Annotated in this window: 18 protein-coding genes and 3 pseudogenes; 7 read left to right on the top strand and 14 right to left on the bottom strand. The window is 65.0% G+C overall.

All coding sequences use genetic code 11. The annotated features are described in order from the left end of the window. Position 1: 1 nt before the first annotated feature. The 3 genes and pseudogenes from AB5975_15545 to AB5975_15535 all read left to right on the top strand — a co-directional run bounded on the left by AB5975_15545 (position 2) and on the right by AB5975_15535 (position 6,952). Complete coding sequence (locus AB5975_15545; protein ID XDR18107.1) at positions 2 to 556, top strand: murein L,D-transpeptidase family protein; 555 nt, start codon at positions 2 to 4, stop codon at positions 554 to 556. A 160-nt stretch (positions 557 to 716) separates the two neighbouring features. Then, positions 717 to 2,399 carry a ShlB/FhaC/HecB family hemolysin secretion/activation protein gene (locus AB5975_15540; protein ID XDR18106.1) on the top strand — a complete coding sequence of 561 codons (1,683 nt, stop codon included), beginning with the start codon at positions 717 to 719 and terminating at the stop codon, positions 2,397 to 2,399. Positions 2,400 to 2,426: 27 nt separating this feature from the next. Further along, positions 2,427 to 6,952 (top strand): annotated as a pseudogene (locus AB5975_15535) (hemagglutinin repeat-containing protein). A 70-nt stretch (positions 6,953 to 7,022) separates the two neighbouring features. Here the strand turns inward: AB5975_15535 and gspN are convergent. The 12 genes and pseudogenes from gspN to AB5975_15475 form a co-directional block, all read right to left on the bottom strand. Continuing rightward, positions 7,023 to 7,682, bottom strand: coding sequence for a type II secretion system protein N (gspN, locus tag AB5975_15530; GenBank protein XDR18105.1), 660 nt, complete (start codon positions 7,680 to 7,682; stop codon positions 7,023 to 7,025). Continuing rightward, entirely contained in the window at positions 7,679 to 8,065 is a 387-nt protein-coding gene (gene gspM / locus AB5975_15525; GenBank protein ID XDR18104.1) for a type II secretion system protein GspM, read from the bottom strand. Before gspM ends, gspN begins: the two co-directional genes overlap by 4 nt. Beyond that, on the bottom strand, positions 8,062 to 9,135 hold the full coding sequence (gene gspL, locus AB5975_15520) for a type II secretion system protein GspL (GenBank protein XDR18103.1): 1,074 nt from the start codon (positions 9,133 to 9,135) through the stop codon (positions 8,062 to 8,064). Before gspL ends, gspM begins: the two co-directional genes overlap by 4 nt. Then, on the bottom strand, positions 9,132 to 9,722 hold the full coding sequence (locus AB5975_15515) for a prepilin-type N-terminal cleavage/methylation domain-containing protein (protein ID XDR18102.1): 591 nt from the start codon (positions 9,720 to 9,722) through the stop codon (positions 9,132 to 9,134). Before AB5975_15515 ends, gspL begins: the two co-directional genes overlap by 4 nt. Continuing rightward, on the bottom strand, positions 9,719 to 10,087 hold the full coding sequence (locus AB5975_15510) for a type II secretion system protein GspI (GenBank protein ID XDR18101.1): 369 nt from the start codon (positions 10,085 to 10,087) through the stop codon (positions 9,719 to 9,721). Before AB5975_15510 ends, AB5975_15515 begins: the two co-directional genes overlap by 4 nt. Next, a pseudogene (gspH, locus tag AB5975_15505) lies at positions 10,084 to 10,514 on the bottom strand (type II secretion system minor pseudopilin GspH). Before gspH ends, AB5975_15510 begins: the two are co-directional and overlap by 4 nt. Before the next feature lie 3 nt (positions 10,515 to 10,517). After that, entirely contained in the window at positions 10,518 to 10,952 is a 435-nt protein-coding gene (gspG, locus tag AB5975_15500) for a type II secretion system major pseudopilin GspG (GenBank protein XDR18100.1), read from the bottom strand. A gap of 17 nt (positions 10,953 to 10,969) precedes the next feature. Beyond that, positions 10,970 to 12,172 carry a type II secretion system inner membrane protein GspF gene (gspF, locus tag AB5975_15495; GenBank protein XDR18099.1) on the bottom strand — a complete coding sequence of 401 codons (1,203 nt, stop codon included), beginning with the start codon at positions 12,170 to 12,172 and terminating at the stop codon, positions 10,970 to 10,972. A gap of 3 nt (positions 12,173 to 12,175) precedes the next feature. Beyond that, positions 12,176 to 13,624, bottom strand: a complete 1,449-nt coding sequence (locus AB5975_15490; GenBank protein XDR22978.1) for a GspE/PulE family protein — start codon at positions 13,622 to 13,624, stop codon at positions 12,176 to 12,178. Further along, positions 13,624 to 15,378 (bottom strand): type II secretion system secretin GspD, encoded by a 1,755-nt coding sequence (gspD, locus tag AB5975_15485; protein XDR18098.1) that lies wholly within the window; start codon positions 15,376 to 15,378, stop codon positions 13,624 to 13,626. Before gspD ends, AB5975_15490 begins: the two co-directional genes overlap by 1 nt. 3 nt (positions 15,379 to 15,381) lie before the next feature. Beyond that, the gene (locus AB5975_15480) at positions 15,382 to 15,807 is read right to left on the bottom strand and encodes a pilus assembly protein PilZ (protein XDR18097.1); all 426 of its coding nucleotides are present in this window, start codon (positions 15,805 to 15,807) and stop codon (positions 15,382 to 15,384) included. Then, the gene (locus AB5975_15475) at positions 15,804 to 17,444 is read right to left on the bottom strand and encodes a lipoprotein UxpA (GenBank protein XDR18096.1); all 1,641 of its coding nucleotides are present in this window, start codon (positions 17,442 to 17,444) and stop codon (positions 15,804 to 15,806) included. Before AB5975_15475 ends, AB5975_15480 begins: the two co-directional genes overlap by 4 nt. Before the next feature lie 224 nt (positions 17,445 to 17,668). On the opposite strand from AB5975_15475, the pseudogene AB5975_15470 reads away from it, so the two are divergent. Beyond that, positions 17,669 to 19,743 (top strand): annotated as a pseudogene (locus AB5975_15470) (PhoX family phosphatase). A gap of 40 nt (positions 19,744 to 19,783) precedes the next feature. Here AB5975_15470 and gspK read toward each other — a convergent pair. Next, the gene (gene gspK, locus AB5975_15465; GenBank protein ID XDR18095.1) at positions 19,784 to 20,749 is read right to left on the bottom strand and encodes a type II secretion system minor pseudopilin GspK; all 966 of its coding nucleotides are present in this window, start codon (positions 20,747 to 20,749) and stop codon (positions 19,784 to 19,786) included. A 145-nt stretch (positions 20,750 to 20,894) separates the two neighbouring features. On the opposite strand from gspK, the gene tatA reads away from it, so the two are divergent. From tatA to tatC, 3 genes are read left to right on the top strand one after another with little or no spacing between them, the layout of a single operon-like run. Continuing rightward, complete coding sequence (tatA, locus tag AB5975_15460; GenBank protein XDR18094.1) at positions 20,895 to 21,128, top strand: twin-arginine translocase TatA/TatE family subunit; 234 nt, start codon at positions 20,895 to 20,897, stop codon at positions 21,126 to 21,128. Next, positions 21,128 to 21,418, top strand: a complete 291-nt coding sequence (tatB, locus tag AB5975_15455; protein XDR18093.1) for a Sec-independent protein translocase protein TatB — start codon at positions 21,128 to 21,130, stop codon at positions 21,416 to 21,418. The genes tatA and tatB overlap by 1 nt, the downstream gene beginning before the upstream one ends. Next, the gene (gene tatC, locus AB5975_15450; protein XDR18092.1) at positions 21,415 to 22,176 is read left to right on the top strand and encodes a twin-arginine translocase subunit TatC; all 762 of its coding nucleotides are present in this window, start codon (positions 21,415 to 21,417) and stop codon (positions 22,174 to 22,176) included. The genes tatB and tatC overlap by 4 nt, the downstream gene beginning before the upstream one ends. 40 nt (positions 22,177 to 22,216) lie before the next feature. Here tatC and AB5975_15445 read toward each other — a convergent pair whose 3' ends face one another. Next, a complete protein-coding gene (locus tag AB5975_15445) occupies positions 22,217 to 22,528 on the bottom strand; it encodes an NGG1p interacting factor NIF3 (protein XDR18091.1) in 312 nt (103 codons plus the stop codon). Position 22,529: the final 1 nt, after the last annotated feature.

Raw genomic sequence — 22,529 nt, 5'->3', positions numbered from 1 at the left:
CATGCGCTGGTTGCTTGCCCTTTTCTGCCTTTGCGTTACCTCGGTGTCCCAAGCGGCCTTCACCGAGACCATCATCCGCAAGCCCGTGCCGGCAGCGCAAACGCCCTCGCCTTCGCAGCAGGCCATGCAGCCGTTGATCGACAAGGTGCTGGTAATCAAGTCCGAGCGCCGCCTGCAGTTGATCAGCCGTGGCGAGCCGCTGAAAACCTACCGTATCTCGCTTGGCAAGCAGCCCAAGGGCGCCAAGGAGCGCGAGGGCGACAAGAAAACCCCCGAGGGTTTGTACTGGCTGGACTGGCGCAAGCAGAGCGACCGCTTCAACCTGGCCATGCACATCAACTACCCGAACATCAGCGATGCCGCCCGCGCTACCCGTGAAGGGGTGAGTGCCGGCAGCATGATCATGATCCATGGCACGCCGATCAACGATGAATACCCGGAATGGTACTTCCATACCCTGGACTGGACCGATGGCTGCATTGCCATGCGTAACCGCGACATGCAGGAAGTATGGGAACTGGTACGCGATGGGACGCTGATCGAGATCCGGCCCTGATATAGGGCCTTCCAGCAAAGGTTGTAGGAATCTTCCCGCGACTTTGCGAGAACTTGCCTGACAAGCGCTTAGGCAGGGTACTGCATCCAGGCGAATGACTTAATTCTTAGCATCCACGCAGACGAGTACGAAAACCGTACATCATTTGCGGGGTGCTTCAATGCCGTGCCTGATTCACCGCATCGCCCGTTGGCTGCCAGCCTTTTGCCTGTCAGGCGTGCTGTCCATCACCCAGGCGCTGGCCGACGACCCAGCCAGCCAGCAGTTGCGCGACCAACAGCATGGGCTGCGACAGCTGGAGCAACAGCAGCGTCTTGAGCGCTGGCAGCGTATACCCGCCCCAACCGCCCCCAGCGACACCACTGCCGCCCTCCCGCACCACGCTCGCTGCTGGGCCGTCGATGGCGTGCGCGTGGCCGGCAACCAGCAGCTTTCGAACCCAGCGCTGGCGCCAACCATCCGTGCCCTCACCCCTGCCTGCATGGGCATCGCCGACATCAACCGGCTACTGAAAGCCATCACCCTGCGCTACGTGCAGGCCGGCTACCCGACCAGCCGGCCTTACCTGCGGCAACTGCCAGAAGACGGTGCACCGTTGGATATCGTCATTGTCGAAGGCTTTGTCGAGTCCATTGAACTGGCAGGCCCCGACCTACCCTTGTCCCTCGCCAATGCATTCCCCGGCCTGCTTGGGCAGCCCCTGTACCTGCCGGACCTTGAGCAAGGCCTGGACCAACTCAACCGCCTGCGCGCCTACGAGCTGGGTGCCGCTCTGCTGCCCGGCGAACTGCAGGGCGGTACCCGCGTTGTCGTGCAGCCACACAAAGTGGCTTCACGCTGGCACCTGGACAGCCGCTTCGACAACCGTGGCAGCGAATTGACCGGCCGCCACCGCATCAACCTCGGCATTGGCCTGGACAGCCCTTTGGGCATCAATGACGACCTGCGCCTGTCGATGACCACAACGGTGCTCGAAGCGCCTGGGCAAAGCCAGGGTGTGTCGCTGTACTACAGCATCCCCTACGGCGCCTGGACCGTTGCGCTCAGCGCCAGCCAGCTACGCTACCGGGCGCCACTTCCCCACAGCGACAAGGCGGCCGACGGCAGCAGCAGTTACCAGGGCCTGAGTGTCGAGCGGGTGTTGTGGCGCAACCAGCAAGGCATGCTCAGCGCCAGCATCCGCCTGGACCGCAAGCAACTGATCAACCGCAGCGCTGGCGCGGTCATCGTCCAGCAGAGCCCGACACTGGCCTCGGTAGAGGCCGGTATCAACCTGTTGTGGCTCGAAGAGGGCTTGTGGAATGGCTACTTCGGGGTTGCTCAAGGCATCGACGCCCTGGGCGCTGACCGCTCGCCGCTGGGTGCGCAACGCCTGCGCCCGAACTTTCGCAAGTACCGCGCCAACCTGCTGCATTTGCGTCAGGGCCCGGCCCCTGCCCCGTGGCGCTGGCAGAGCGAGCTGGGTGTGCAGTACAGCCATGACCCCTTGCCTGCCGTCGAACAGTTGCTGGTCAGTGACGACTCGGCTGTGCGCGGCTTTCGCCAGCGCACCTACTCCGGCGCCAGCAGCGCGGTTTGGCGCAACACGCTCAGCCAACCGCTGCCCCTGACCTGGGCCTATCCCATCGAGGTACGCCCCTACATCGGCCTGGACCTGGGCTGGGCCCGCACGGCCGAAGGCAAACCGTCACAGCGCCTGGCCGGGGCCGCCGCTGGGCTGGAACTGAGCCTGCCCGGCAGTCGCCTGCGCCTGGACTATCAACGCGCCTTGTACACCAGCGACCTGCCCCGCCCACTGCTGGAGCCCGGCTTCTGGGTAATGGACTGGACCCTGAACATCTGATTCACCCACAACAAAGAGAACGAGAAAATGCAAACACTCTCGCAGTTACCACCTATCCGCCCAAATATCTTGCGCTGGTCCATCTTCCTCACGTTGCTGGGCCCCAGCGCCGCTCTGGCCCAGAACGGCCTGGATGCAACAGCCGGCCCGGCAGGCACCCCGATCATCCACAACGGCCATGGGGTACCGGTCATCGACATCGTGCCGCCCAACGCCAGCGGGCTGTCGCACAACCAGTTCATCGACTACAACGTTGGCACCCCTGGCTTGGTGTTGAACAACGCCACCGAGGCCGGGCGGTCGCAGCTGGCCGGTGCCCTGGCGGCCAACCCGCAGTTTCAGGGCCAGGCCGCCTCGACCATCCTCAACGAAGTGGTCAGCCGCAACGCCTCCTTGATCGAAGGGCCACAGGAAATCTTCGGGCGCCCGGCCGACTACATCCTGGCCAACCCCAATGGCATCACCCTCAATGGCGGCAGCTTCATCAACACCACCCGTGCTGGCTTCGTGGTGGGAACCCCGGCTTTCGAAGAGCAGCAGCTCAAATACCTGGACACACTCACGGCCAGCAGCACCCTCCAGGTACTGGAAAATGGCCAGAGCAATGCCAGTGGCGCGCTCGAGCTGATTGCACCGCGCGTGGACAGCAAAGGCCTGCTCACGGCCGGCGAAGCGCTCAACATCACGGTTGGTCGCAACCGTGTGGACAGTCGCAGTGGCGACGTTGTGGAACACCTGCCCAGCCCCTCTTCGAGCATTGATGCCAGCCTGTTCGGTGCAATGCGCGCTGGGCGTATCCGTGTGGTGAGCACTGCCGAAGGCGCGGGAGTGCGCATGGGGGCATCACAGGTCATGGGCACCGAGGGCGTCGACATCCAATCGGCAGGCGGTTTGCATATCAGCGGCAACGTCGACAACCCCACCGAGCTACGTAGCGAGCGCGGTACACTGAAACTCACCGCTGCCGATGACCTGATACTTGATGCGGTCAACGGCCAGGCCGCAAGCATCGAAGCCCGCGCCGGCAAGAAGCTCACACTGGACGCCCAGACCCGCAAGCACATCGAGCACAACAACGACAGCTGGAACAAGAAGTTCTTGTTCATCACCCGCGAAACCTACAGCCGCAAAACCACCACCACTCACCAACAGCAGCAGGGCAGTCAATTGCAGGGCAGCGACAGCGTGCTGTTGCAGTCTGGCGAGGACATGCGCCTGGCTGCAGCAAAGGTGGACGCAGGCAACGAGCTGATCGTCGACAGTGGCGCCGGCCTGGACATCGTGGCCGGCATCGATAGCCAGCGCACTGAAGAGCAGGTGCGCCACCGCAAGGATTTATGGCGCGGTGACAGCGATACCGACCAGCTCAAGGAAACCGCAAAGGGCAGTACGCTCGGCGCCAAGCACATGGCGATCAAGGCAAGCGGCAAGCTCGATGTGCAAGGCAGCAGCCTGCACAGCCGCGGCGATTTGGCCATCCAGGCAAAACAGGCAGACATCGGCACCACCACATTGCAGGAACGCGGAACCAAACGCGACTATCGCGGCGACCTGGTATCGGGCACCTTCTTTGGTGATCGCCAAGGCAAGGACACCGAGGGCAAGGCCGTTGCAGGCAGCACGGTCGCCAGCGAGGGCAAGCTCACCGTGGCTGCCGAGCAGGTCGCTATCACCGGCAGCAGCGTGCACGGCAAGCAGGACGCCGTGCTCTACAGCGAAAAAGGTTCGCTGGCCATCGAGGCAGACCACGCCAGCAGCACCTCCACCAACCGCTCCAGCGACAGCAAACTGTTCGGCCTGATTGGCAGCGAACACGAAGGTACAGACCGCAAACAGCAGGTGCTGGTCAGCGACGTCAGCTCGGCCAGCAACCTGCGCCTGGCCAGTGCCGAAGAATTGCGCATTCAGGGCGCCAAGGTCGAAGCGGGCAAACACCTGCAAGTGGAGGCCAAAGGCGACCTGCTGATTGGCAGTGCACAATCGGTCGATGAACGCGAAACCCGCGACCAGCAACGCGGCTTCACGGCCAGCGCCAGGCAAACCCAGGAAGCCGAGGATGGCAAGCCAGAATCCCGCCAGTACGCGGCTGGCGTGGCATATGAGGTCGCCAACAGCACCAGCAAGCAGCGCACCACCCACCAGGTTGCCAGTGAGCTTAAGGGCGCCTCGGTGGGCATGAACAGTGGCGCGCACCTGCAGGTCAAGGGCAGCAAGGTCCAGGCCACTGCCGGCGACCTCGACGTACAGGCTCAGGAAGTGACGCTGGGTGCGGCCCGTAATGAGCGTGACGCGACCACCACTACCACCCATAGCGGTGGCGGGTTGACGGTAACCGGCGGCATCGACCGCTTGGGCAGTTTGTTCGAAGGCCATCACAACCGTGAGGTGCAGACCGAGCGCGAGAGCAAGGTGCAGCGCAGCGCGTTGCAGGCCAGCGGCGATCTGAAATTGCGCAGTGATGCACTGCTCACCGAGACCGCGCACGTCGAGGCCGGCAACTCCCTGCAGGTGACCGCCGAACGCATCGATAACCGCGCGCTGCAGGATACCCAGGAACATGAGCAAAGCCGTGACAACTGGTCTGCCAGCCTGGGCGCCAGTGTCGAGTACCGCGACCTTACCCGCCCCATCGAACGCCTGGTGCTGGGTGAGGAAGCCGCACGCTTCCAGCAAGCCTCGCCCGAAGATGCCATGGCGCCACCCAGCATCGGTGCCGACATGACCGTCGAACACCTCAAGCGCCTGGAAAACCAGCGTCGCAGCTTGGCTCGGGTGAGCGAGTTTTCCGGGGCCAAGGTCGAGGTCAAGGCCGACACCCTCGCAGACCAGGGAACAGCTTGGCAGGCCAACGCCGGCGCGCTGCAGATCGAGGCGCAGCAGCACCAGATGCACGCGGCCGAGAACACCCAGGAAGTGACCGTGCAACGCCTGGCCTATGGCGGCGACGTGCGCCTGGACACCAGCACCGGCGAGGACCTGAACGTACGCGCCGCTGGCCAGGGAGGGTCGCTGGAAAGCAAGGATATCGCCTGCACCGCCGTGCCCGGCAGCCTGTACGGGCAACAGGGTATCCAGGTACAGCTGGGCAGCGATGGCCGCTACGAAGGGGCCCGCATCGATGGCGGCGAAGGTAGCGTGGTCATGCACAGTGCTGGCTCTCTAACCTTGTCACAGGCGACCGACCAGGCCGAACAACAGTCACGCCAGCTCGATGGCAATGCCTGGGCCAAAGTTGGCAACCGTCCGGGCAGCACCGGCGTCAATGGCCGTGGCTATCTCGACCACAGTCAAACGCTGAGCACGCAGAGCACGGCTCAAGTGGCACAAGTCGACGCCAAGGGCGAGGTGCGACTGACCAGCGGTGCCGACCTGCTGCTCGAAGGTACCCGCATTGGCAGCCGCGAGGCCAAGGTTGGCGACATCCTGGTGCAGAGCGGCGGCCAACTGCGGGTCAAGGCCGCCAGCAATACCCAGCAAGCCACAGGCGCCAAGCTGGGCGGCGGCCTGGAGCTGGCGGTCAAGGCAGGCACGACCAAGGGGGAGCATTGGGTGGCCACTTCAGCCACGGCAAACAGGAAGAAAATGCACACCAGGCGATTGATGCCCAGTTTGCCAGCAACGGCGCACTGACCCTGAGCAGCAACGCCCGCGAGGATATCGCCCTGCACCTGCAAGGCCTTCAGGCCTCGACCGAACGAATGACCCTCGACGCTTCGAACGGCGGCATGCTGGTGGAAGCCTCTTCCAACCAGGAGCGACGCGACAACCTCGACATCACCGCCGGCGCCGGTTTCGACATGGCCAAGGGCGCGCTGGATACCCGCGGCCTGCATGGCCGCCTCAAGGTAGAGTTCGACAAGCGCGACAACCTCACCTGGAATGCCAATGACCTGCGCGCCGAGCGCATCGACCTGCAAAGCCGCGGCGATACCCGCATCGAAGGCGCCACCCTGGTAGCGGGGCATATTGGTGGCGTGATCGACGGTGACCTGCGTATCGCCAGCCGCAAGGACCGCGTCGACACCCTGAGCGTCAAAGGGGATGCCAGGCTGAGCCAGGAGAAAAACCCGCAGGGCTATGTCAACGCGGCCACTTCGGTGGCCGGGCCTCTGGGGGGCAAGGTCGAGAAAAAAGCCGGCTCCGCCTTGAGCAAGGCAGACCCAGGGCTCTCGCCGACCCTAAGCCTCGACGTTTCGCACGTGCAGCGTGACAGCGTGGCCCATCAGGCCACGCTCAAAGGCAGCGATGGTATCGACCTGCAGGTGGGTGGCAACGCTCATCTGGTGGGGGCACGTTTGCAGTCGGCCAGGGGCGCCGTGGGGCTCGACGCCGACTCGATCACTCAAGAAACGCTGAGCGGTAATGACTATCGCCGGGACGTATCGATCGATGCGTCCAACTCACCGGTGGACCTGGGCACGGCAATCGCCGATATGGCCAAGGGCAAAGGGGCAGCGGATGGCGAGAATGCGCTGGACCTTGGGTTGTTGAGAACCAGTGGGCATAGCCGCAGCGAGCAATGGGCTTCGAGTGTGCAGGGCAAGAAGCAATAGCCACAAGCGCGACCCAACGCAAGGTTGCTTCCGCATCGACAGTGTCGCCATGCAGTAGCAACCTTGTCGCCTACCAGCGAAGGTCTCGCTGCCCCACCAGTGCCTGTGGCCCAAGCCATTGGGCGCCCCGCAACAATGGGGTCAACGCCGCCTCTGGCTGCAGCTCGAACAGCACCTGTGCCCGGCCCCCGGGCAGGTCGGCATCCACGCTCAATTGATGCTGCCCCGGCTGCGCCAACTGCCCGCGCAGGTGCCAGCCGCTGCGGCAATCCATTTCCAGCCAACCCTGCCCCAAGCCCAGCGACCATGGCTCGCTCAGGGCAAGATCAGCCACTGTCAGCCGGCCTTCGCTGGCTTGACACTCGCTGCCCGCCCCCTGCATACGCAGCGTGCCCTGCCACTGCCCGGCCAACCGATAATCCATGTGTACAGTTGCCTGGGGGCCCATGGCTGCTGCTTCCAGCCGCCAACGCCACGGCCAACCTTCGCCGCGCAGGTGCCAGCCTTGGCCCTGCAAGCCCAACTGTGCGCTTGCCTGCAGGCGCCAAGGCTGTACTGTCCAGCGCAACGGCCCGAGTGGCCCCAACTGCTGCGCCTGGCCTTGCCACAGGCTGCCACTGACATCACGCGCGGGCAGGCCAAGCCCGCGCGCCAACCAATCGGCAGGCAGTTCCACGAGCAATGTCAGTGCGAAAACCAAACACATCCACACCACGCTGCCGCGCCTCATGGCTGCACCACCACGTCGAACTGCAACCCCTTGCCATGCTGCTCCAGCCCCCATTGCAAGGTCTGAACGCCTTCTGCACGCAAGCTCTGCAACCACCCTTGCAGCGCTTGCTCATCGGCCACCTCGCCGCGCAACTGCCAGGCGTTGCCTTGGGCATCGACGTCGGCCAGCTCGATCTGCCGCGCATGGGCCGACTGGCGCAACCGCTCCAGGCTCAACCCCGGCCCGCCGTGCAGGCCGGCGGCCTGTTCGGCCAGCCCGCGCCACAGGCTGAGCTCGCGCCACTGCTCGACGCCTGCGCGCAGGGCCAGGAAGGCCAGCAACAGGGCAATCAATGCCCAGGCAAACGTCAAGCGATGACGCTGCAGCCAGTCCCGGTTCATGAGGCCGCTCCCAGGTCGAAGATCACTTGGTCGCCTTGAATCTGCACCGTGGCGCCAGCGGCAGCGGCCATGTCGCTCCATGGCGGCGTACTGCCCTCGCCTGCCAGACTCAGGTGCCAGCGTTGTCCATCGAAACGCACCGCCTGCAGGCGCCAACCGGGGTTTTCACGCATCCAGGCCTGCAAACGTACTTGCAGGTCGTCCAGCTGACGGGTGCGCAGTTGCTGTTGCAGCGCACGCTCGCGCAGGCCCTTGAGTGCCTGTGCGGCATGCCGGGGGCTGGCTTGCTCGCCAGTCACGGCAATGACCTGGCTGCGCCAGAGTTGCGCCTGGCGCCATTGCTGGCTCAACCAAAGCCCCGCCCAAACCGCTGCCAGCACCAGGCAAGCCGCAAGCAGCCGCTGTTGCTGGCGGGACGGCACCGGCAAAGCGCGCGCCTTGCGGTCGCGATCGAACAGGCCAGGCAGTGAGTCGAGCGATGCAAACGCAGTTGGCCAGTTACCGCTCAGCGATGTCTTGTGCAACTCGTCCCACGGGTGCGACGGCGCGTTACCCAAGGCATCTGGCCAAGCCAGCCAGTGTTCCTGCCCGTCTTCGCTCAGCCCTTTGTACAAGGACATGCCGGGGGTGCGTTGCCATAACCAGGCGCCCCCTGCCTCGGGCAATGGCAGTAACTGCAACTCGGCCCAGCAACGCTCCACCTGCAAACCCCATTCAGCACATTGCCCGCGCCAGTCGTCCAATTGCTGACGCGCCACGACCAACAGGCGAAGGTGCCCGGGCTCACGGGCCAGGCAGGCACAGGCCACCTCATCCGTGGCCTGTAGCAGGCGGTCTTCGAGCAGCAACGGCCATTCTTCGCGCTTGAGGCCGGGCGGGGCCGGCACGCGGAAATGGCTGCAGGCCTCGGCAGGCAGGACCAACGCAATACGCGCCTGCAGGTTTGCCGGCGGCTCACCCTGCCCATCACATTGCACGATACCGCCCTTGACCAGTGCCCACTGCCAGACCCCGCCCGGCCGCAGCAATAGCCATGGCTGGGCCGACGGCCGCCGCCATTCACGTTTCATGAGCGCCCCCATGGGAGGGCGAAGGTGCAGACATAAGGGGCTCCATCACGCTGCAGTTCCAGGCGCACACCACGGCCGGGGTGCGCCGGTTGATCGGAAGGCCAGGCCAGCCAGCGGCCGCCCTGGTAGTACAGAACATTCATTGCACTGACCCGGTCGAGCCGTTCACGCTGTATCCATCGAGGGGCAGCGGCGGCGTAAAGGTCGGCCGAACTTTCCAGCAGCAGGCGCTGCTCACGGGCCTCGAAGCGCAGGCGCTGGCGTTGCAGGCGCGATCCGCCTTCGGCTGCGGGTAGGCCGGTGCTGGCGACCCACAGCAACTGGTGGCTGGCGGGCTGCCAGTCCAGCCAGCGGCTGGCCAGGGGTAGGCGCTGGTCGTAGACCCGGCGCAGTACCGGGCTGTCGAACCGCCGCTCCAGGGCCAGGCAGAACTCCAGCACCGAGCTTTCCTGCGTGGTCACCAGCAGGCGTTCGCGCACCTTGAGCCAGCCATTGACCAAGGCGGCGAGCATGATGCCAAGCAAGGCGGTCAGGGCCAGGGCGACCATCAGTTCGATCAGGGTCAGGCCCGCCTGGTAGCGTTTCATGGGCGCTCCAGAAACACGGTGTACTGGCCCAACGGCAGGCGCTGGTCGCGGTCGGCGAAAAGCCGCAGTTCACCACGGCGTAAGTCGCGCACCCCGGTACGGCGCAGTTGCAGTTGCCAATGACATGGCAAGCCGCCCTGGCTCAGCTCGCCATTCACCTGATTGGCAGCAGGCCAATACTGTTCGACGGCAAAGCGGGTTTGCAGCTCGCGCGCGCACAGCAGGCCAAGGCGGTGCTGCTGCAGGTTTTCCTGCACCGCCAGGCGCTGGCGCAGAACCTGGCTGGTGATGACGGCCAGCACGGCAGCAATCGCCAAGGCCACGGTCACTTCCAGCAAGGTGAAGCCGCACTGACGCGGCTTCATGGCGCCACCTGCAAACGACCATCGCGGTCCCACGCCCAGCGCTGGCCGCCATCAGCCCAGCGCCAACGCACGCTGCCCGGCTGAGCCCAGCCATGGGGGGTGAACATCAGGCGGGGCTGTGGGCTGACGGGCCAGTCCGGTGCAGGCCCTTGGGCCAGTCGCCGAGCGCGACCGCTTCAACCACCCAGGCATTGCCCTCGCGCCGGACGAACTCCGGGCGCTGGCCATTCCAGCGCAGCCCGCGCAATTGCCCGGCATGCCTGGCCAGCGCGGCCTGGCTGCGGGTCTCAGCCACCAGCCGTTGCAGAGCCTGCTCGACACCGACCTGGCCACTGCCGAACCCGGCTACTGCCAGCCCGGTCATCAGCCCGGCGATGGCCAACACCACCAGCAACTCGATCAGGCTGAAACCCCGCTGACCACGCACCGGTTACAGCGCCCAGTTGCCCAGGTCGGCGTCCTGACCTTCGCCGCCCGGTTGGCCATCGGCGCCCAGCGAGTACACATCGACCCGGCCATGCTCGCCCGGCATACGGTACTGGTAAGGGGTGCCCCACGGGTCTTGCGGCAGGCGGCGTACATAGCCGTCACTGCGCCAGGCCCGTGGCAGCGGCTCCTGGGCCGGCTTTTTCACCAGCGCGGCCAGGCCCTGTTCACTGCTGGGAAAGCGCAGGTTGTCCAGCCGATACATGTCCAGCGCTTGCTCCAGGGTAGCCAGGTCGGCCATCACCTTCTGCTTCATGGCCTTGTCCTGGTTGCCCAGCACGCTGGGGGCAACCACGGCAATCAGCAGGCCGATGATGAAGATCACCACCATGATCTCCATGAGGGTAAAACCGCGTTGGCGATTACGTCGATGCTGCATGGCAATACTCCTTGTCGTCACAGTTGCAGGCCCTGGTTGAGTTGCATGATCGGCAGCAGCACCGCCAGCACGATGAACAGCACCACGGCGCCCATCACCAGAATCATCAGGGGTTCGAACAGCGCCATGGCGGTATCCACCTGGCGGGCAAAGCCGCGCTCCTGGTCGTCGGCCACACGCTCGAGCATGTCGGCCAGGGTGCCGCTGGCCTCGCCGCTGCCGACCATGTTCACCAGCAGCGGCGGGAATTGCTGGCAGGCATCCAGCGCACGGTGCAGGCTGGTGCCGCCCTGCACTTGCTGGCGTACCTGCTCCATGGCCAGGCGGATACGCCGGTTGCCGATGGTGTCGGTGGCCACGTGCAAGGCTTCGAGCAGGGCCACGCCGCTGCCACTGAGAATCGCCAGGCTGCGTGCCAGGCGTGCGCTTTCCAGCACCTGCACCAGGCCGCCGATGCGCGGCAGGCGCAACAGCAGTTGGTCGCGGCGCAGACACCAATGCGGCTTGCGCAGCAACCAGCCACCCAGCACGGCGAGCATCAGCGCCAGCCCTACCATCCACGGCCCTGCCAGCACCAAGCCCTGGCTCAGGCCAATCAGCAACGAGGTGATCAGTGGCAGGCTCTGCCCGGCATGGGCAAATTGTTCGGTGAGTTTGGGCACGACGAATGTCATCAGGCCGATGACCACGGCAAGCGACACCCCCATCAGTACCGTGGGGTAGATCAGCGCAGTGCGGGCCTTGTGCTGCTGCCGTTGCACCTGTTCCAAATGATCGGCCAAGCGGGTCAGCACCTGGGCCAGGCGCCCGGAACGTTCGCCAGCCTCGACCAGCGCGCAGTACAGGCCAGTGAAAGGTGCGCCCTGCCGGGCCAGGCTGCGAGCCAGGCCCAGGCCTTCGGCAAGCGAGCCGCGCAGGGCCACCAGCACACTGTGCAAGGCGGGCTGGCGCAGTTGCCGTTCCAGGGTGGCCAGGGCATCGACCAAGGGGATGCCGGCCCCGATCAAGGTGGCCAGTTGACGGGTCAATTCACACAGCTGGGCGCGGCTAAGCCGCTGGCGCCGGGGTCGCTGGACACCGGCTTCGTGGCGCTGCAACTGGCGGGCAAACAGGCCCTGCTCGCGCAACAGCTGGCGGGCGTGGCGCTCATTGTCAGCCTGCAGGCTGGCCTTGTGCGATTTGCCCGCGAGGTCCACGGCCTGGTAGCGATAGGTCGGCATGCCTTAGCCCTGCACCGCGCGCAGCACTTCGGCCAGGCTGGTCTCGCCACGGGCCAGGCACTCGCTGGCCATCGCCACCAGGCTTTGCCGGCGCTCACCGAGGTAGGCCTGCATGGCCAGTTCGCTGGCGCCGTCATACAACAGGCCGATCAGCCCGGCGTCCAGTTCGATGAATTCGTACAGGCCCAGGCGGCCGATGTATCCGCTGCCCTGGCACTGCTCGCAGCCGACCGCGTGGTAACTGCTGCCCAGTGCAGCCAGCTCTGGCCACAGGTCACGCTCGGCCGGTTGCAATGGGTGCGCCACGGCACAACTGCACAAGCGCCGCACCAGGCGCTGGGCCAGTACACCGCGCAGACACGAGGCAATCAGGAACGGCTCGATACCCATGTCACGTAGCCGGGTCACCGCGCCCACGGCACTGTTGGTGTGCAGGGTAGAGAGCACCAGATGGCCGGTGAGGCTGGCCTGCACGGCGATCTGTGCGGTCTCCTGGTCGCGGATTTCGCCGAGCATGATCACGTCCGGGTCCTGACGCAGGATGGCGCGCAGGCCACTGGCGAACGTCAGCCCGGCACGCGGGTTGATGGCGGTCTGGCCAATGCCTGCGATGGCATACTCCACCGGGTCCTCAACGGTGAGGATGTTGCGGCTGCCGTCGTTGAGGCTGTTGAGGCTGGCGTACAGGGTGGTGGTCTTGCCCGAACCGGTTGGCCCAGTGGACAACACGATACCGTTGGGCCGCGCCAGGCAGCTGCGCAGGCCCTGCAACACCGCCGCCGGCATGCCCAGGTTTTCCAGCGCCAACAGGCTGGCCTGCTTGTCGAGTACCCGCATCACCACCCGCTCGCCATGGATGCCGGGCAAGGTCGAGACCCGCACGTCCACTTCGCGTCCCGCCGCGCGCAAAGTGATGCGCCCATCCTGGGGCTGGCGTTTTTCTGCGATGTCCAGGCGGGCCATGACCTTGATCCGTGACACCAGCATCGCCGACAACGCTCGCGGCGGGCGCAGCACTTCGCGCAGGTGGCCATCGACCCTCAGGCGCACCACCAGGCTTTGTTCGAACGTCTCGATATGAATGTCCGAGGCACGCAGGCGCAGCGCCTGGCCGAACAGGCCGTTGATCAAGCGGATTACCGGGGCTTCGTCGTCGCTTTCCAGCAAGTCTTCGATGCGCGGCATCTCGCTCATCAGGCTGTCCAGGTCGACCTGGTCGCCAATCCCTTCGATCAGCGCTGCAGTGGCCGCATCGCCGGCCTGGTACAGCTGGCCCAAGCGCTCATCGAATACTGCGGGCTCCAGGTATTCAAGCGCGCAGGGTTGGCCATGCACGCGCAACAGCTCCTGCAACTGCGCGCTGTCGGCGTCGGGCCTTAGCCACAACTGCCAACCCTGCTCCGTCGCAGCCATGGCCACCCCGCTCAGCCGTGCCTGGCGATAGGGCAGCATCACCAGTCACCGCCTTCCAGGCGCGCGCGGCTGGAGGGAAATACCTGCAACAGTGGCGTGCCCTGTGCAAGGTCTGGCAATTGCAGCGGTGTGGTCTGCTGCAAGGTGCGGTATTTGTCTTCGCTGAGCCCCGCCAGGCTGGGCCCATCGCGCAGGATGCGCGGGCGGATGAACACCATCAGGTTCTGCTTGGTGTTCTTGCTGGCATCGGAGCGGAACAACCGGCCCAGATAAGGGATGTCGCCAAGCAGCGGCACACGCTGGTTGCTGGTGCTCAATTCGTCGCTGATCAGGCCGCCGAGAATCACCAGGCCGTTGTCCTCGACCATGACCTTGGTCTTGATCTCGCGCTTGTTGGTGATCACGTCACTGGCCGCGCTGGAGTCGGCAATCGACGACACTTCCTGGACGATGTCCAGGCGCACGCTGTTGTCGATGTTGATCTGCGGCTTGATGCGCAGCTTCACCCCGACTTCCTTGCGTTCGATGGTCTGGTACGGGTTGGCGTTGTTCTGCGTCACCGAGCCGGTGACGAAAGGCACTTCCTGGCCGACCAGGATCGACGCTTCGGCGTTGTCCAGGGTCAGCAAGGTGGGCGTGGACAGCAGGTTGAAGCCGCTTTTGCCCTTCAGCGCGTTGACCAGCATGGCGAAGTTGAAGCCGCCGCCGAAATGGCCGATGCCCGCCGTGGCACCCGCCGTGGTGGACAGCAAGTCGCCGAGGGCCTCGTTGTCACCACTGGCGGCGGCCCCGGCGATGTTGGCGATATTCACGCCATTGCTGCCGAAGTTGACGATACCGGCACCGAACTTTTCGTCGGCGAACAGCCATTGCACACCCAGCTCCTGAGCGCTGCTGTCCGATACCTCGGCGATGATCGCCTCGACCACCACCTGGGCGCGACGAATGTCCAGTTGCTCGACAATGGCACGATACGCCGCCAGCTCGCTGTCGGGGCCGACCATGACCACGGCGTTAGTGCCCTCTTCGTACTCCAAGCGGATACTTGGGCCTGCGGAGGCGGCCATCACCGGCCTGTCCTTGCTTTCTCCTTCTCCGGGCGCTTCAGCTGGCACCGCACCTTCCTGGCTGAGCCCGCGCAGCACCTTGACCACTTCACCGGCATTGGCATGGCGCAGGTAGATCACCTGGGTACTGCCGCTGCCTTGTGCCTCCTCTGGGCGGTCGAGCTGGCGCAGCAGGCTGGCGATGCGTTCCAGGTTGCTGCGCCAGTCGGTCACCACCAGCTGATGCGCCGCCGGATACGGTGTAATCACCCCAACCCGTGGGTCGATCAGCGGCTTGAGAATGCCCAGGACTTGTTCACTGGCGGCGTTACGCACGTTGAATACCCGAGTGGCCACGCTGTCGCTGCCCTCGCCCTGCTGCCCGCCCGCCTCCACCGGCACCGGTTCCAGGCGTGCGGCCTGGTCGGGGACGATCTTCACGCTGCCGTTGGGCAGGTCGACGGTGGCATAACCCTGGGCGCGCAGTTGGGCCAGGAAGATGTCATAGATGGCATCGGCGTCGTGCAGGTCGACGGTGCGCACGGTGACCTTGCCCTTGACCCTGGGGTCGACGATGAAGGTGGTGCCGGTGATGCGCGACACACTGTCGATGAACTCGCCAAGCTCGGTATCGACGAAGTTCACTTCGTACATCGGCGTGCCGTTGTCATCGAACACCGGTTCTTCAGCGCAGGCCATGGACAAGGCCACGCTCAGCGCGGCCGCCACGCAGTATCTAACAGGCATCGTTCATCCTTGCCGCTTGAAGCCGGTCACGGCAGGGCGTGGCGGCCAGGGCAGGCGTTCGCGCCGCCCCTGGTTGTTGAAAATCAGGCCATCGCTGTCGATGTCCTGCAGCACGATCCCAGGTGCCAGGCGCTGGCCACGGGCTAGAGTGCGTACTTGCTCGCCGTAGCGCAGCACCACCACACTGGATGCCAATGGCTGCGCCTTGAGGCCGCCGAGGTATTGCAGTGGCAAGCGAGTAAGGGCAATGGCACCGTCGTCGATGGGCGCTTGCCAGTGGCCAACCATCAGCCCGGGCAGCGGGCTGTCGACCGCCGCAGGCGCCGTGGCGGGTTGCGGCTGACGGCTCAGTTGCAGCACACACTGTGCAGCGAGCCAGCCGGCCAAGGTCAGGCCAGCGCCCGTGAACACGCGCGAGGCGAGGGTCACGAGGCCAACTGCCGTGGATGCCAGCCCGGGTGCCCCTGCACGTAACGCACTTCGGGCAGTTGCAGCGGCACCAGTTGCCAGTCGGCACCTTGCCGGGCCAGCCAGGCTTCGACCCGCTGCCACAGGGGCTCGCCGGCTTGACTGTCGAATTGCAGGCCAAAGGTGCGGCACAGGCCCTGCACGGGCTCCAGGCCAGTGATGCGCTTGCCTTGCGGGCTGTAGCTGACGCGCCAGGCCTGGCCCTGCCAGCGCGGCAGGTCCTGGCTGTTGTCCAGCAGCAGCGGGTCGCCGAACAATTGTTCTGCAGCGTTCTCCAGCACTTGCTCGACCTGCCGAGCCGGCGCTTCGACCACCGGCGCCGGGTAACCGCCGGTAAGGCTGATCAAGTGTTCGCGGGTGATGGACGCTCCCGCCGGCAGCGGGTAGTCATAACGCAGGCCCGGCAACAGCACGGGCATGCTGCTGTCGTCAGCCAGGGCTTGATGCAGCAGGCGGTCCCAGCTGCCGCCTCGGGTATCGCGGCGCCACAAGGCCTGGGGTGCGCGGGCCAACGGCTGATCGAGCCAGGCCGCGTGGCCGGCACGTTGCTGGCGTAGTTGTGCCTGAAACTGCGCGACGCGCAGCTGCGCGGCAGGCGCCAGTTGTTGTTCAAAGGCCGGGAAGAAGCGCCCGTCGAACTGCCACAGCCCGGCCACACGTTGGCAGCGCAGGCGGAACGCACCGCTGCCCCGGCAGCCGGCGAACAACACCGGCACGCGGCGGCCGCTGGCCTGGGTTACTTCGACCGGCGCCGGCCACAAGTCCTGGCCACGGGCGCACAGCAGCACATCGATTTGCGGCAACCGTTCAGCCAGCCACAGGCCGGGGCCTGTGCCCACATCGGCCATGGCCACCACCAGGTCCGCCTCGCGCCGGGCCTGCTCGAATACCGGCTGCAGTGACTGGTACCACTGTTTGAGCGAAGCTTTCTGGTCCTGGGCATAAGGGTCGGTCACGCCAACCACCGCAATGCGCGCACCGCCGCGCTCGAAGACGTGCAAGGCTTCCAGGCCGAATGCCTGGCGTTGCGCGTCTGCCAGCCCGGCAGCCAAGGTAAGGGGGCTTGCCTGGCGATAGAGCCCTGGGCTGCGTTGTGGCCACAGTACCCGCTCGTCGCTGCTGACCCGCGCTTCGACGCCCAGCAGTTGGCTGCCTTGCACTCCACTTTCGCCCTGGGTCAGGTAAGCCAGGCCACTGCCATTCCAGCCTTGGCCGTTTTCCAGGGTGAGGCTGTTGCCGGCACCGGCCTCGCCGCGCAGCTGCTCCAGCAACGCCGCCAGCACCGCATAGCCGCCCAACTGGGCAGCCCCAGCCTGATTCGCATCGAGCAGCGGCGCCAGTTGCGGGTAGGCGATGCTGGCGCTGCTGCCTGTCATCCATGGCGCGCGGCCCAGGTGGCTGACCGGTCCCAGCCGGGTAGCCGGCACCACGGCCAGGCCAGGTTGGCGGGCATCGAGGGTATCGGCTACATAGAGCAAGTCGAGGTGGGCGTTACCGCCCTGCTGCCCTGGGAAGGCAGTGCAGGCGCCGAGCAGCGGTGCCAAGGCACCGATACCCATCCAGCCGATCACTTCGCGCCTGTGCACACTGCTCGCCATCGCACCCGCCATCCTTTTCCGCGTTCATTCAGGGCCCCGGATGTTGCGGCGTTGGCATTACAGTTTGATGGCAGAAATCCGACAGACATTCCAAATTGATCTGTCAGAAGCTTTTCTAAGAGCGAGTCGTTTTAAAAACCCCTTAACATTTCTGCCAATGAATCATCATATTTTCCCCCTAAAGTCGCGGGTTCTTCTAACTCAGCCAATATAAGGACACCCTGATGAGTCGAGATACCGGCGACAACCTGAACCGGAACCAAAGCGGCAACCTGCCGATGGCCAACGTCATGGACGCCTACCTGAGCCGTCGCAGCGTGATGCGCGGTAGCCTGGGCGCCGCCATCGCAATGATCGCCGGTACCGGCCTGACAGGCTGCTTCGACGGTGGCGGCTCCGATCACGATGACCCCGTCACCGAGCCACCGGTGACCGAGCCGCCAGTCACCGAACCGGAAGTACCGAAACTGGCGTTGGGCTTCCAGTCCATCCCAGGTTCGCGCACCGACGCCTGTGTCGTCGCCGCTGGCTATAGCGCCTACGTGCTGGCGCCCTGGGGTACGCCGCTGAACAGCAACGGCAACCCGTGGAAGTCCGACGGCAGCAACACCTCGACCGACCAGGCCAACGCCATGGGCATGCACCATGACGGCATGCACTTCTTCCCCATCAACGGCAGCTCGGAAGACGGCCTGCTGGCGATCAACTTCGAATACATCGACACCGCGGCCCTGCACCCGGCCGGCCCGACCACCGATGTGAACGGCAAGCGCCCGGCCGAAGAAGTGCGCAAGGAAATCAACGCCCACGGTGCCGGCGTGGTACGCCTGCAGAAAATCAACGGCCGTTGGCAGGTGGTCGACAACGACCCGCTGAACCGCCGCTTCACCACTGCCTCGCGCATGGAAATCACCGGGCCGCTGCGCGGCACCGACCACGTCAAGACCAAGTACTCCACCGCCGGCACTCACTGCCGTGGCACCAACAACAACTGCGGCAACGGCTATACCCCGTGGGGCACCTACCTGACCTGCGAAGAGAACTGGCCGGGCATCTTCGTCAACAAAGGCACCCGCCCCGAGGACCAGCGCCGTATTGGCGTGGGCACCTCCAGTGGCCAGTACAAGTGGGAAAGCGCTGCCGGTGACAGCACCGAGGTGGCCGACGAATTCGCCCGCTTCGACGTGACCATCAAGGGCGCCAGCGCCAGCGACGACTACCGCAACGAAGCCAGCACCTACGGCTACATCGTCGAGATCGACCCCTACAACAGCAGTACCCTGGCCACCAAGCGTACCGCGCTGGGCCGTTTCCGCCACGAGGGCTGCGCCCAGGCCTTCCCGTCGCGGGCAAGCCGCTGGTGTGGTACATGGGTGACGACTCGAACAACGAGTACCTGTACAAGTGGGTGTCCACCGCCGTGTGGGACGCCGCCGACGCCAACCCGGCCGACCGCCTGGCCACCGGCGCCAAGTACCTCGACCAGGGCAAGCTCTACGTGGCCCGCTTCAATGCCGATGGCACCGGCGTATGGCTGCTGCTGGACGTGGGCACCGCCACCAAGGCCGGCAGCACCCTGGGTGCACTGTATGGTGACCTGCCAGGCATCATCCTCAACACCCGTGGTGCCGGCGATGCCGTGGGCGCAACGCCGATGGACCGCCCGGAATGGACCACGGTCAACCCACTGAACGGCGACGTGTACCTGACCCTGACCAACAACAGCGCACGCACCCCGGAAAAGGTCGATGCAGCCAACCCACGTGGCCCGAACCGTCACGGCCACATCATTCGCTGGCACGACAGTGACGACCAGCTGAGCTTTACCTGGGACATCTTCGTGTTCGGCGCCAACGCTGCCGGCACTGCCGACATCAATCGTTCCGGCCTGACCGAGCTCAACCAGTTCGCCAGCCCCGACGGCATGAGTTTCGATAGCCGTGGCATTCTGTGGTTCGAAACCGACAACGGCGAAACCACCTTGACCGACTACACCAACGACCAACTGCTGGCGGTGATCCCCACCGACCTGGTGGATGCCAGCGGCAAGCAGGTACCGGTGAACGCACAGAACCAGGTGGCCCTGCGCCGCTTCTTTGTCGGGCCGAATGATTGCGAGGTGACCGGGATTTCCTTTACCCCGGACAACAAGACCTTGTTCGTCAACATTCAGCATCCGGGGAACTGGCCTTATACCGACAAGGCCACCGATGCTACGCCGGCTGGGGCGACTGTAAGGCCACGGGCTTCGACGGTGGTGATTCAGCGCAATGATGGCGGGGAGATCGGCACCGCCTGATCGATCTGGGGCCGCTCTGCGGCCCCAGTACTCTCAAGCTTTACCAGGCCATGGGCTCCCGGCTACGCACCCGCACCTGCTGTGCTGGCACCCGCGCATGCCATTGCACCACCCCAAGCGCCTCTACCTGAAACTCGCTGCGCATCATCCTGCCCTCCTCTTCGAACGACAGCTGCAACAGGAAGTACCCACTGTTGAGCAGCAAGCCTTCACTCAGTCGTTCGAACGTCTCGTCATCCACCGCCCCCAGCGCCTGGCGCAACGCGGCCGCATCCGCATACCCCGACGCCGGTCGCCCGGTGATGATGCGGCTGAGCAAAGAGCGCGAATAGCGCCCTTCGTACAGCGCTTCCAGCAACGGTAGGTGCTCCAGCCCCAGCGCATTGGCATTCAGGCGCCAGCCGGTGACCTGGGGCAAGGCGCACAGCATCGGATAACGAGCCTGGCGAGCGGCATCCGGCTCCAGCAACAGGTTCAGCTCGCTGGTGTCGAGCATCGGCTGATTGGCCGCCAGCCGTGCGGGTTGCTGACGCAGGTACTGGGCACTCTCGGCGCCCTGCAGACGGGTATCACTGTCGGCGTCGAGCCAGTCGGCCAGTGCATCGACCAGGCGCTCGGCAGCCATGTCGTCGCCCAGCAGATAACGCAATTGGTGCTCGGCACGTTCGCCATCGGCACCCAGCAACGCATTGACGTTGAAGCATGTGTGCTGGTCGTGCACCCGCAATTGCGCCTGGCCCGTGCCAAAATCGTAGTTCAGTGGCTGCCCGCGCAAGGCTTGCCAGAACAATGGGCTAAGCCGCCAGGCGGGGTCCCGCAGAGCCTGCTCGGCATAGGCAAGGCCCGCCTGCTCCATGGCGCGCACCTGCACCCGCTGCTGCAACAGACGCACCTCATCCACCTGGCGCCGACCATCTTCCACCAACCAAGCCATGCCCGCCGCCAGCATCGCCAGCACCACCATCACCATCAACAGGGCCGCCCCCTGCTGTTGCCTGCCACCCATCCGTGCGTGCCTCGCTCGCGAAGTAAAAACGCCAGTCAACACGCCGCTTGTTGCAGGTAGATGGCAATGCCCGTTCGTCATGCGCATGTCATCTAGGCGATGCAGGATTGCCCTTCCTTTTCATGGCCTTACAGGAGTGGTCGCAATGGGTGGCATTGGAATCTGGCAACTGGTGATCGTACTGCTGATCGTATTTCTGCTGTTTGGGACCAAGCGCCTCAAGGGCCTGGGCAGCGATGTGGGCGAGGCGATCCAGGGTTTTCGCAAGTCCATGGGCGGTGACAATGACGCCAGCACACCCGGCCAGGCGCAGATGCAGCAACAGGCCCCGCTGACCGGCCAGGCCACGCAGCAACCGCAAGCGGACCGTCAGGCCTGATGTTCGAGGTAGGCTTCAGCGAGTTGCTGCTGGTCGGCGTCGTCGCCCTGCTGGTGCTGGGCCCGGAGCGCCTGCCAGTGGCGGCACGCACCCTTGGGCGTGGCCTGGGCCAGGCGCGCCGGGCCATGCACGCCTTGCGTACGCAGGTGGAGCGCGAAATCGAGCTGCCCCACCTCGACAGCGCACCCTTGCAGCGCCTGGAACAGGAGATCCGTCAGGGCATCAGCCTGAATACAGAGCCGGCCAATGATGCGGCTACAGTCACGCTACCCAAGGAAAACGCCTCATGAGCAGTGCCATGGACCCGACGGCCAGCATGCCGTTGATTGAACACCTGCGCGACCTGCGCAAACGCCTGGTGCGTTGTCTGGGGTTGGTGGCATTGGTGTTCGCCGGCCTGTTCCCCTTCGCCCAAACGCTGTACACGCTCATCTCCGAGCCGCTTCGGCGCTTTTTGCCGGAAGGCGCGAGCATGATCGCCACCAGCGTCACCTCGCCTTTTCTGACGCCGTTCAAGCTGACCGCGATGTGCGCACTGTTCGTGGCCATGCCGCTGCTGCTGCACCAGGCCTGGGGCTTTCTGGCACCGGGGTTGTACCGCCGTGAACGGCGCATTGCCCTGCCGCTGCTGGTGTCGAGCATCGTGCTGTTCTATGCCGGCATGGCGTTCGCGTTCTTCCTGGTGTTTCCGATGATGTTCGGCTTTTTTGCCAGCGTGACACCGGACGGTGTGGCGATGATGACTGACATCAGCCAGTACCTGGACTTTATCCTGGCGCTGTTTTTGGCATTCGGGCTGGCATTCGAGATCCCGGTGGCGACCTTCATCGTGGTCTGGGTGGGGTTGGCCGATGTGGCCACATTGCGGCGCAGCAGGCCCTACGTGATCGTCGGGTGCTTTGTGGTGGGGATGATCCTGACTCCGCCGGATGTGTTTTCGCAGACGATGCTAGCGGTGCCGATGTGGATACTGTTCGAGGTGGGATTGCTGGCTTGTGCCTGGTTGAAGCGGCCTGAGCCCGGCAAGGAGATTGTGGCCGGCTTATAGAGCCCTTTCGCGGGCTTGCCCGCGAAGGCCTTGATGCAGTCTAGAACTGGGCGAGCTGCCAGACTTCGTAGGCTGGCGTCTCGTAGGGGTGGTTCTGCTTCAGGGCAGCGACGACCTGGGCTACCAGACCGTCAGCCACCACAAGCTCCACCTTCCACTCTTCCACCACCTCGACCTGGCCGGTTTGCCCGAGGAACGGCTGGCTGCCGTCCAACGGGCGGAACTGGCCCTGGCCCAGGGTTTGCCAGGCGCAGTGGTCATAGTCACCGATGCGCCCGCCACCAGCAGCGAACACAGCGGCCTTGACCACTTCGACGTGGCTGGCGGGGACGAAGAAGGCGAGCTTGTACACG

The sequence above is a fragment of the Pseudomonas putida genome (assembly GCA_041071465.1).
GTDB classification, from domain to species: Bacteria; Pseudomonadota; Gammaproteobacteria; order Pseudomonadales; family Pseudomonadaceae; genus Aquipseudomonas; species Aquipseudomonas putida_P.
This window is presented reverse-complemented; position numbering and strand designations above follow the sequence as displayed.

Excerpts from the sequence above, each read along its gene's own strand:
- AB5975_15490 (XDR22978.1), bottom strand. The coding sequence starts at position 13,624 with ATGCTGCCCTATCGCCAGGCACGGCTGAGCGGGGTGGCCATGGCTGCG.
- AB5975_15545 (XDR18107.1), top strand. The coding sequence starts at position 2 with ATGCGCTGGTTGCTTGCCCTTTTCTGCCTTTGCGTTACCTCGGTGTCC.
- gspM (XDR18104.1), bottom strand. The coding sequence starts at position 8,065 with ATGAACCGGGACTGGCTGCAGCGTCATCGCTTGACGTTTGCCTGGGCA.
- gspL (XDR18103.1), bottom strand. The coding sequence starts at position 9,135 with ATGAAACGTGAATGGCGGCGGCCGTCGGCCCAGCCATGGCTATTGCTG.
- gspG (XDR18100.1), bottom strand. The coding sequence starts at position 10,952 with ATGCAGCATCGACGTAATCGCCAACGCGGTTTTACCCTCATGGAGATC.
- gspK (XDR18095.1), bottom strand. The coding sequence starts at position 20,749 with ATGGGTGGCAGGCAACAGCAGGGGGCGGCCCTGTTGATGGTGATGGTG.
- gspN (XDR18105.1), bottom strand. The coding sequence starts at position 7,682 with ATGAGGCGCGGCAGCGTGGTGTGGATGTGTTTGGTTTTCGCACTGACA.
- AB5975_15540 (XDR18106.1), top strand. The coding sequence starts at position 717 with ATGCCGTGCCTGATTCACCGCATCGCCCGTTGGCTGCCAGCCTTTTGC.
- tatB (XDR18093.1), top strand. The coding sequence starts at position 21,128 with ATGTTCGAGGTAGGCTTCAGCGAGTTGCTGCTGGTCGGCGTCGTCGCC.
- AB5975_15475 (XDR18096.1), bottom strand. The coding sequence starts at position 17,444 with ATGGCGAGCAGTGTGCACAGGCGCGAAGTGATCGGCTGGATGGGTATC.
- tatC (XDR18092.1), top strand. The coding sequence starts at position 21,415 with ATGAGCAGTGCCATGGACCCGACGGCCAGCATGCCGTTGATTGAACAC.
- AB5975_15515 (XDR18102.1), bottom strand. The coding sequence starts at position 9,722 with ATGAAACGCTACCAGGCGGGCCTGACCCTGATCGAACTGATGGTCGCC.
- gspD (XDR18098.1), bottom strand. The coding sequence starts at position 15,378 with ATGCCTGTTAGATACTGCGTGGCGGCCGCGCTGAGCGTGGCCTTGTCC.
- tatA (XDR18094.1), top strand. The coding sequence starts at position 20,895 with ATGGGTGGCATTGGAATCTGGCAACTGGTGATCGTACTGCTGATCGTA.
- AB5975_15510 (XDR18101.1), bottom strand. The coding sequence starts at position 10,087 with ATGAAGCCGCGTCAGTGCGGCTTCACCTTGCTGGAAGTGACCGTGGCC.
- gspF (XDR18099.1), bottom strand. The coding sequence starts at position 12,172 with ATGCCGACCTATCGCTACCAGGCCGTGGACCTCGCGGGCAAATCGCAC.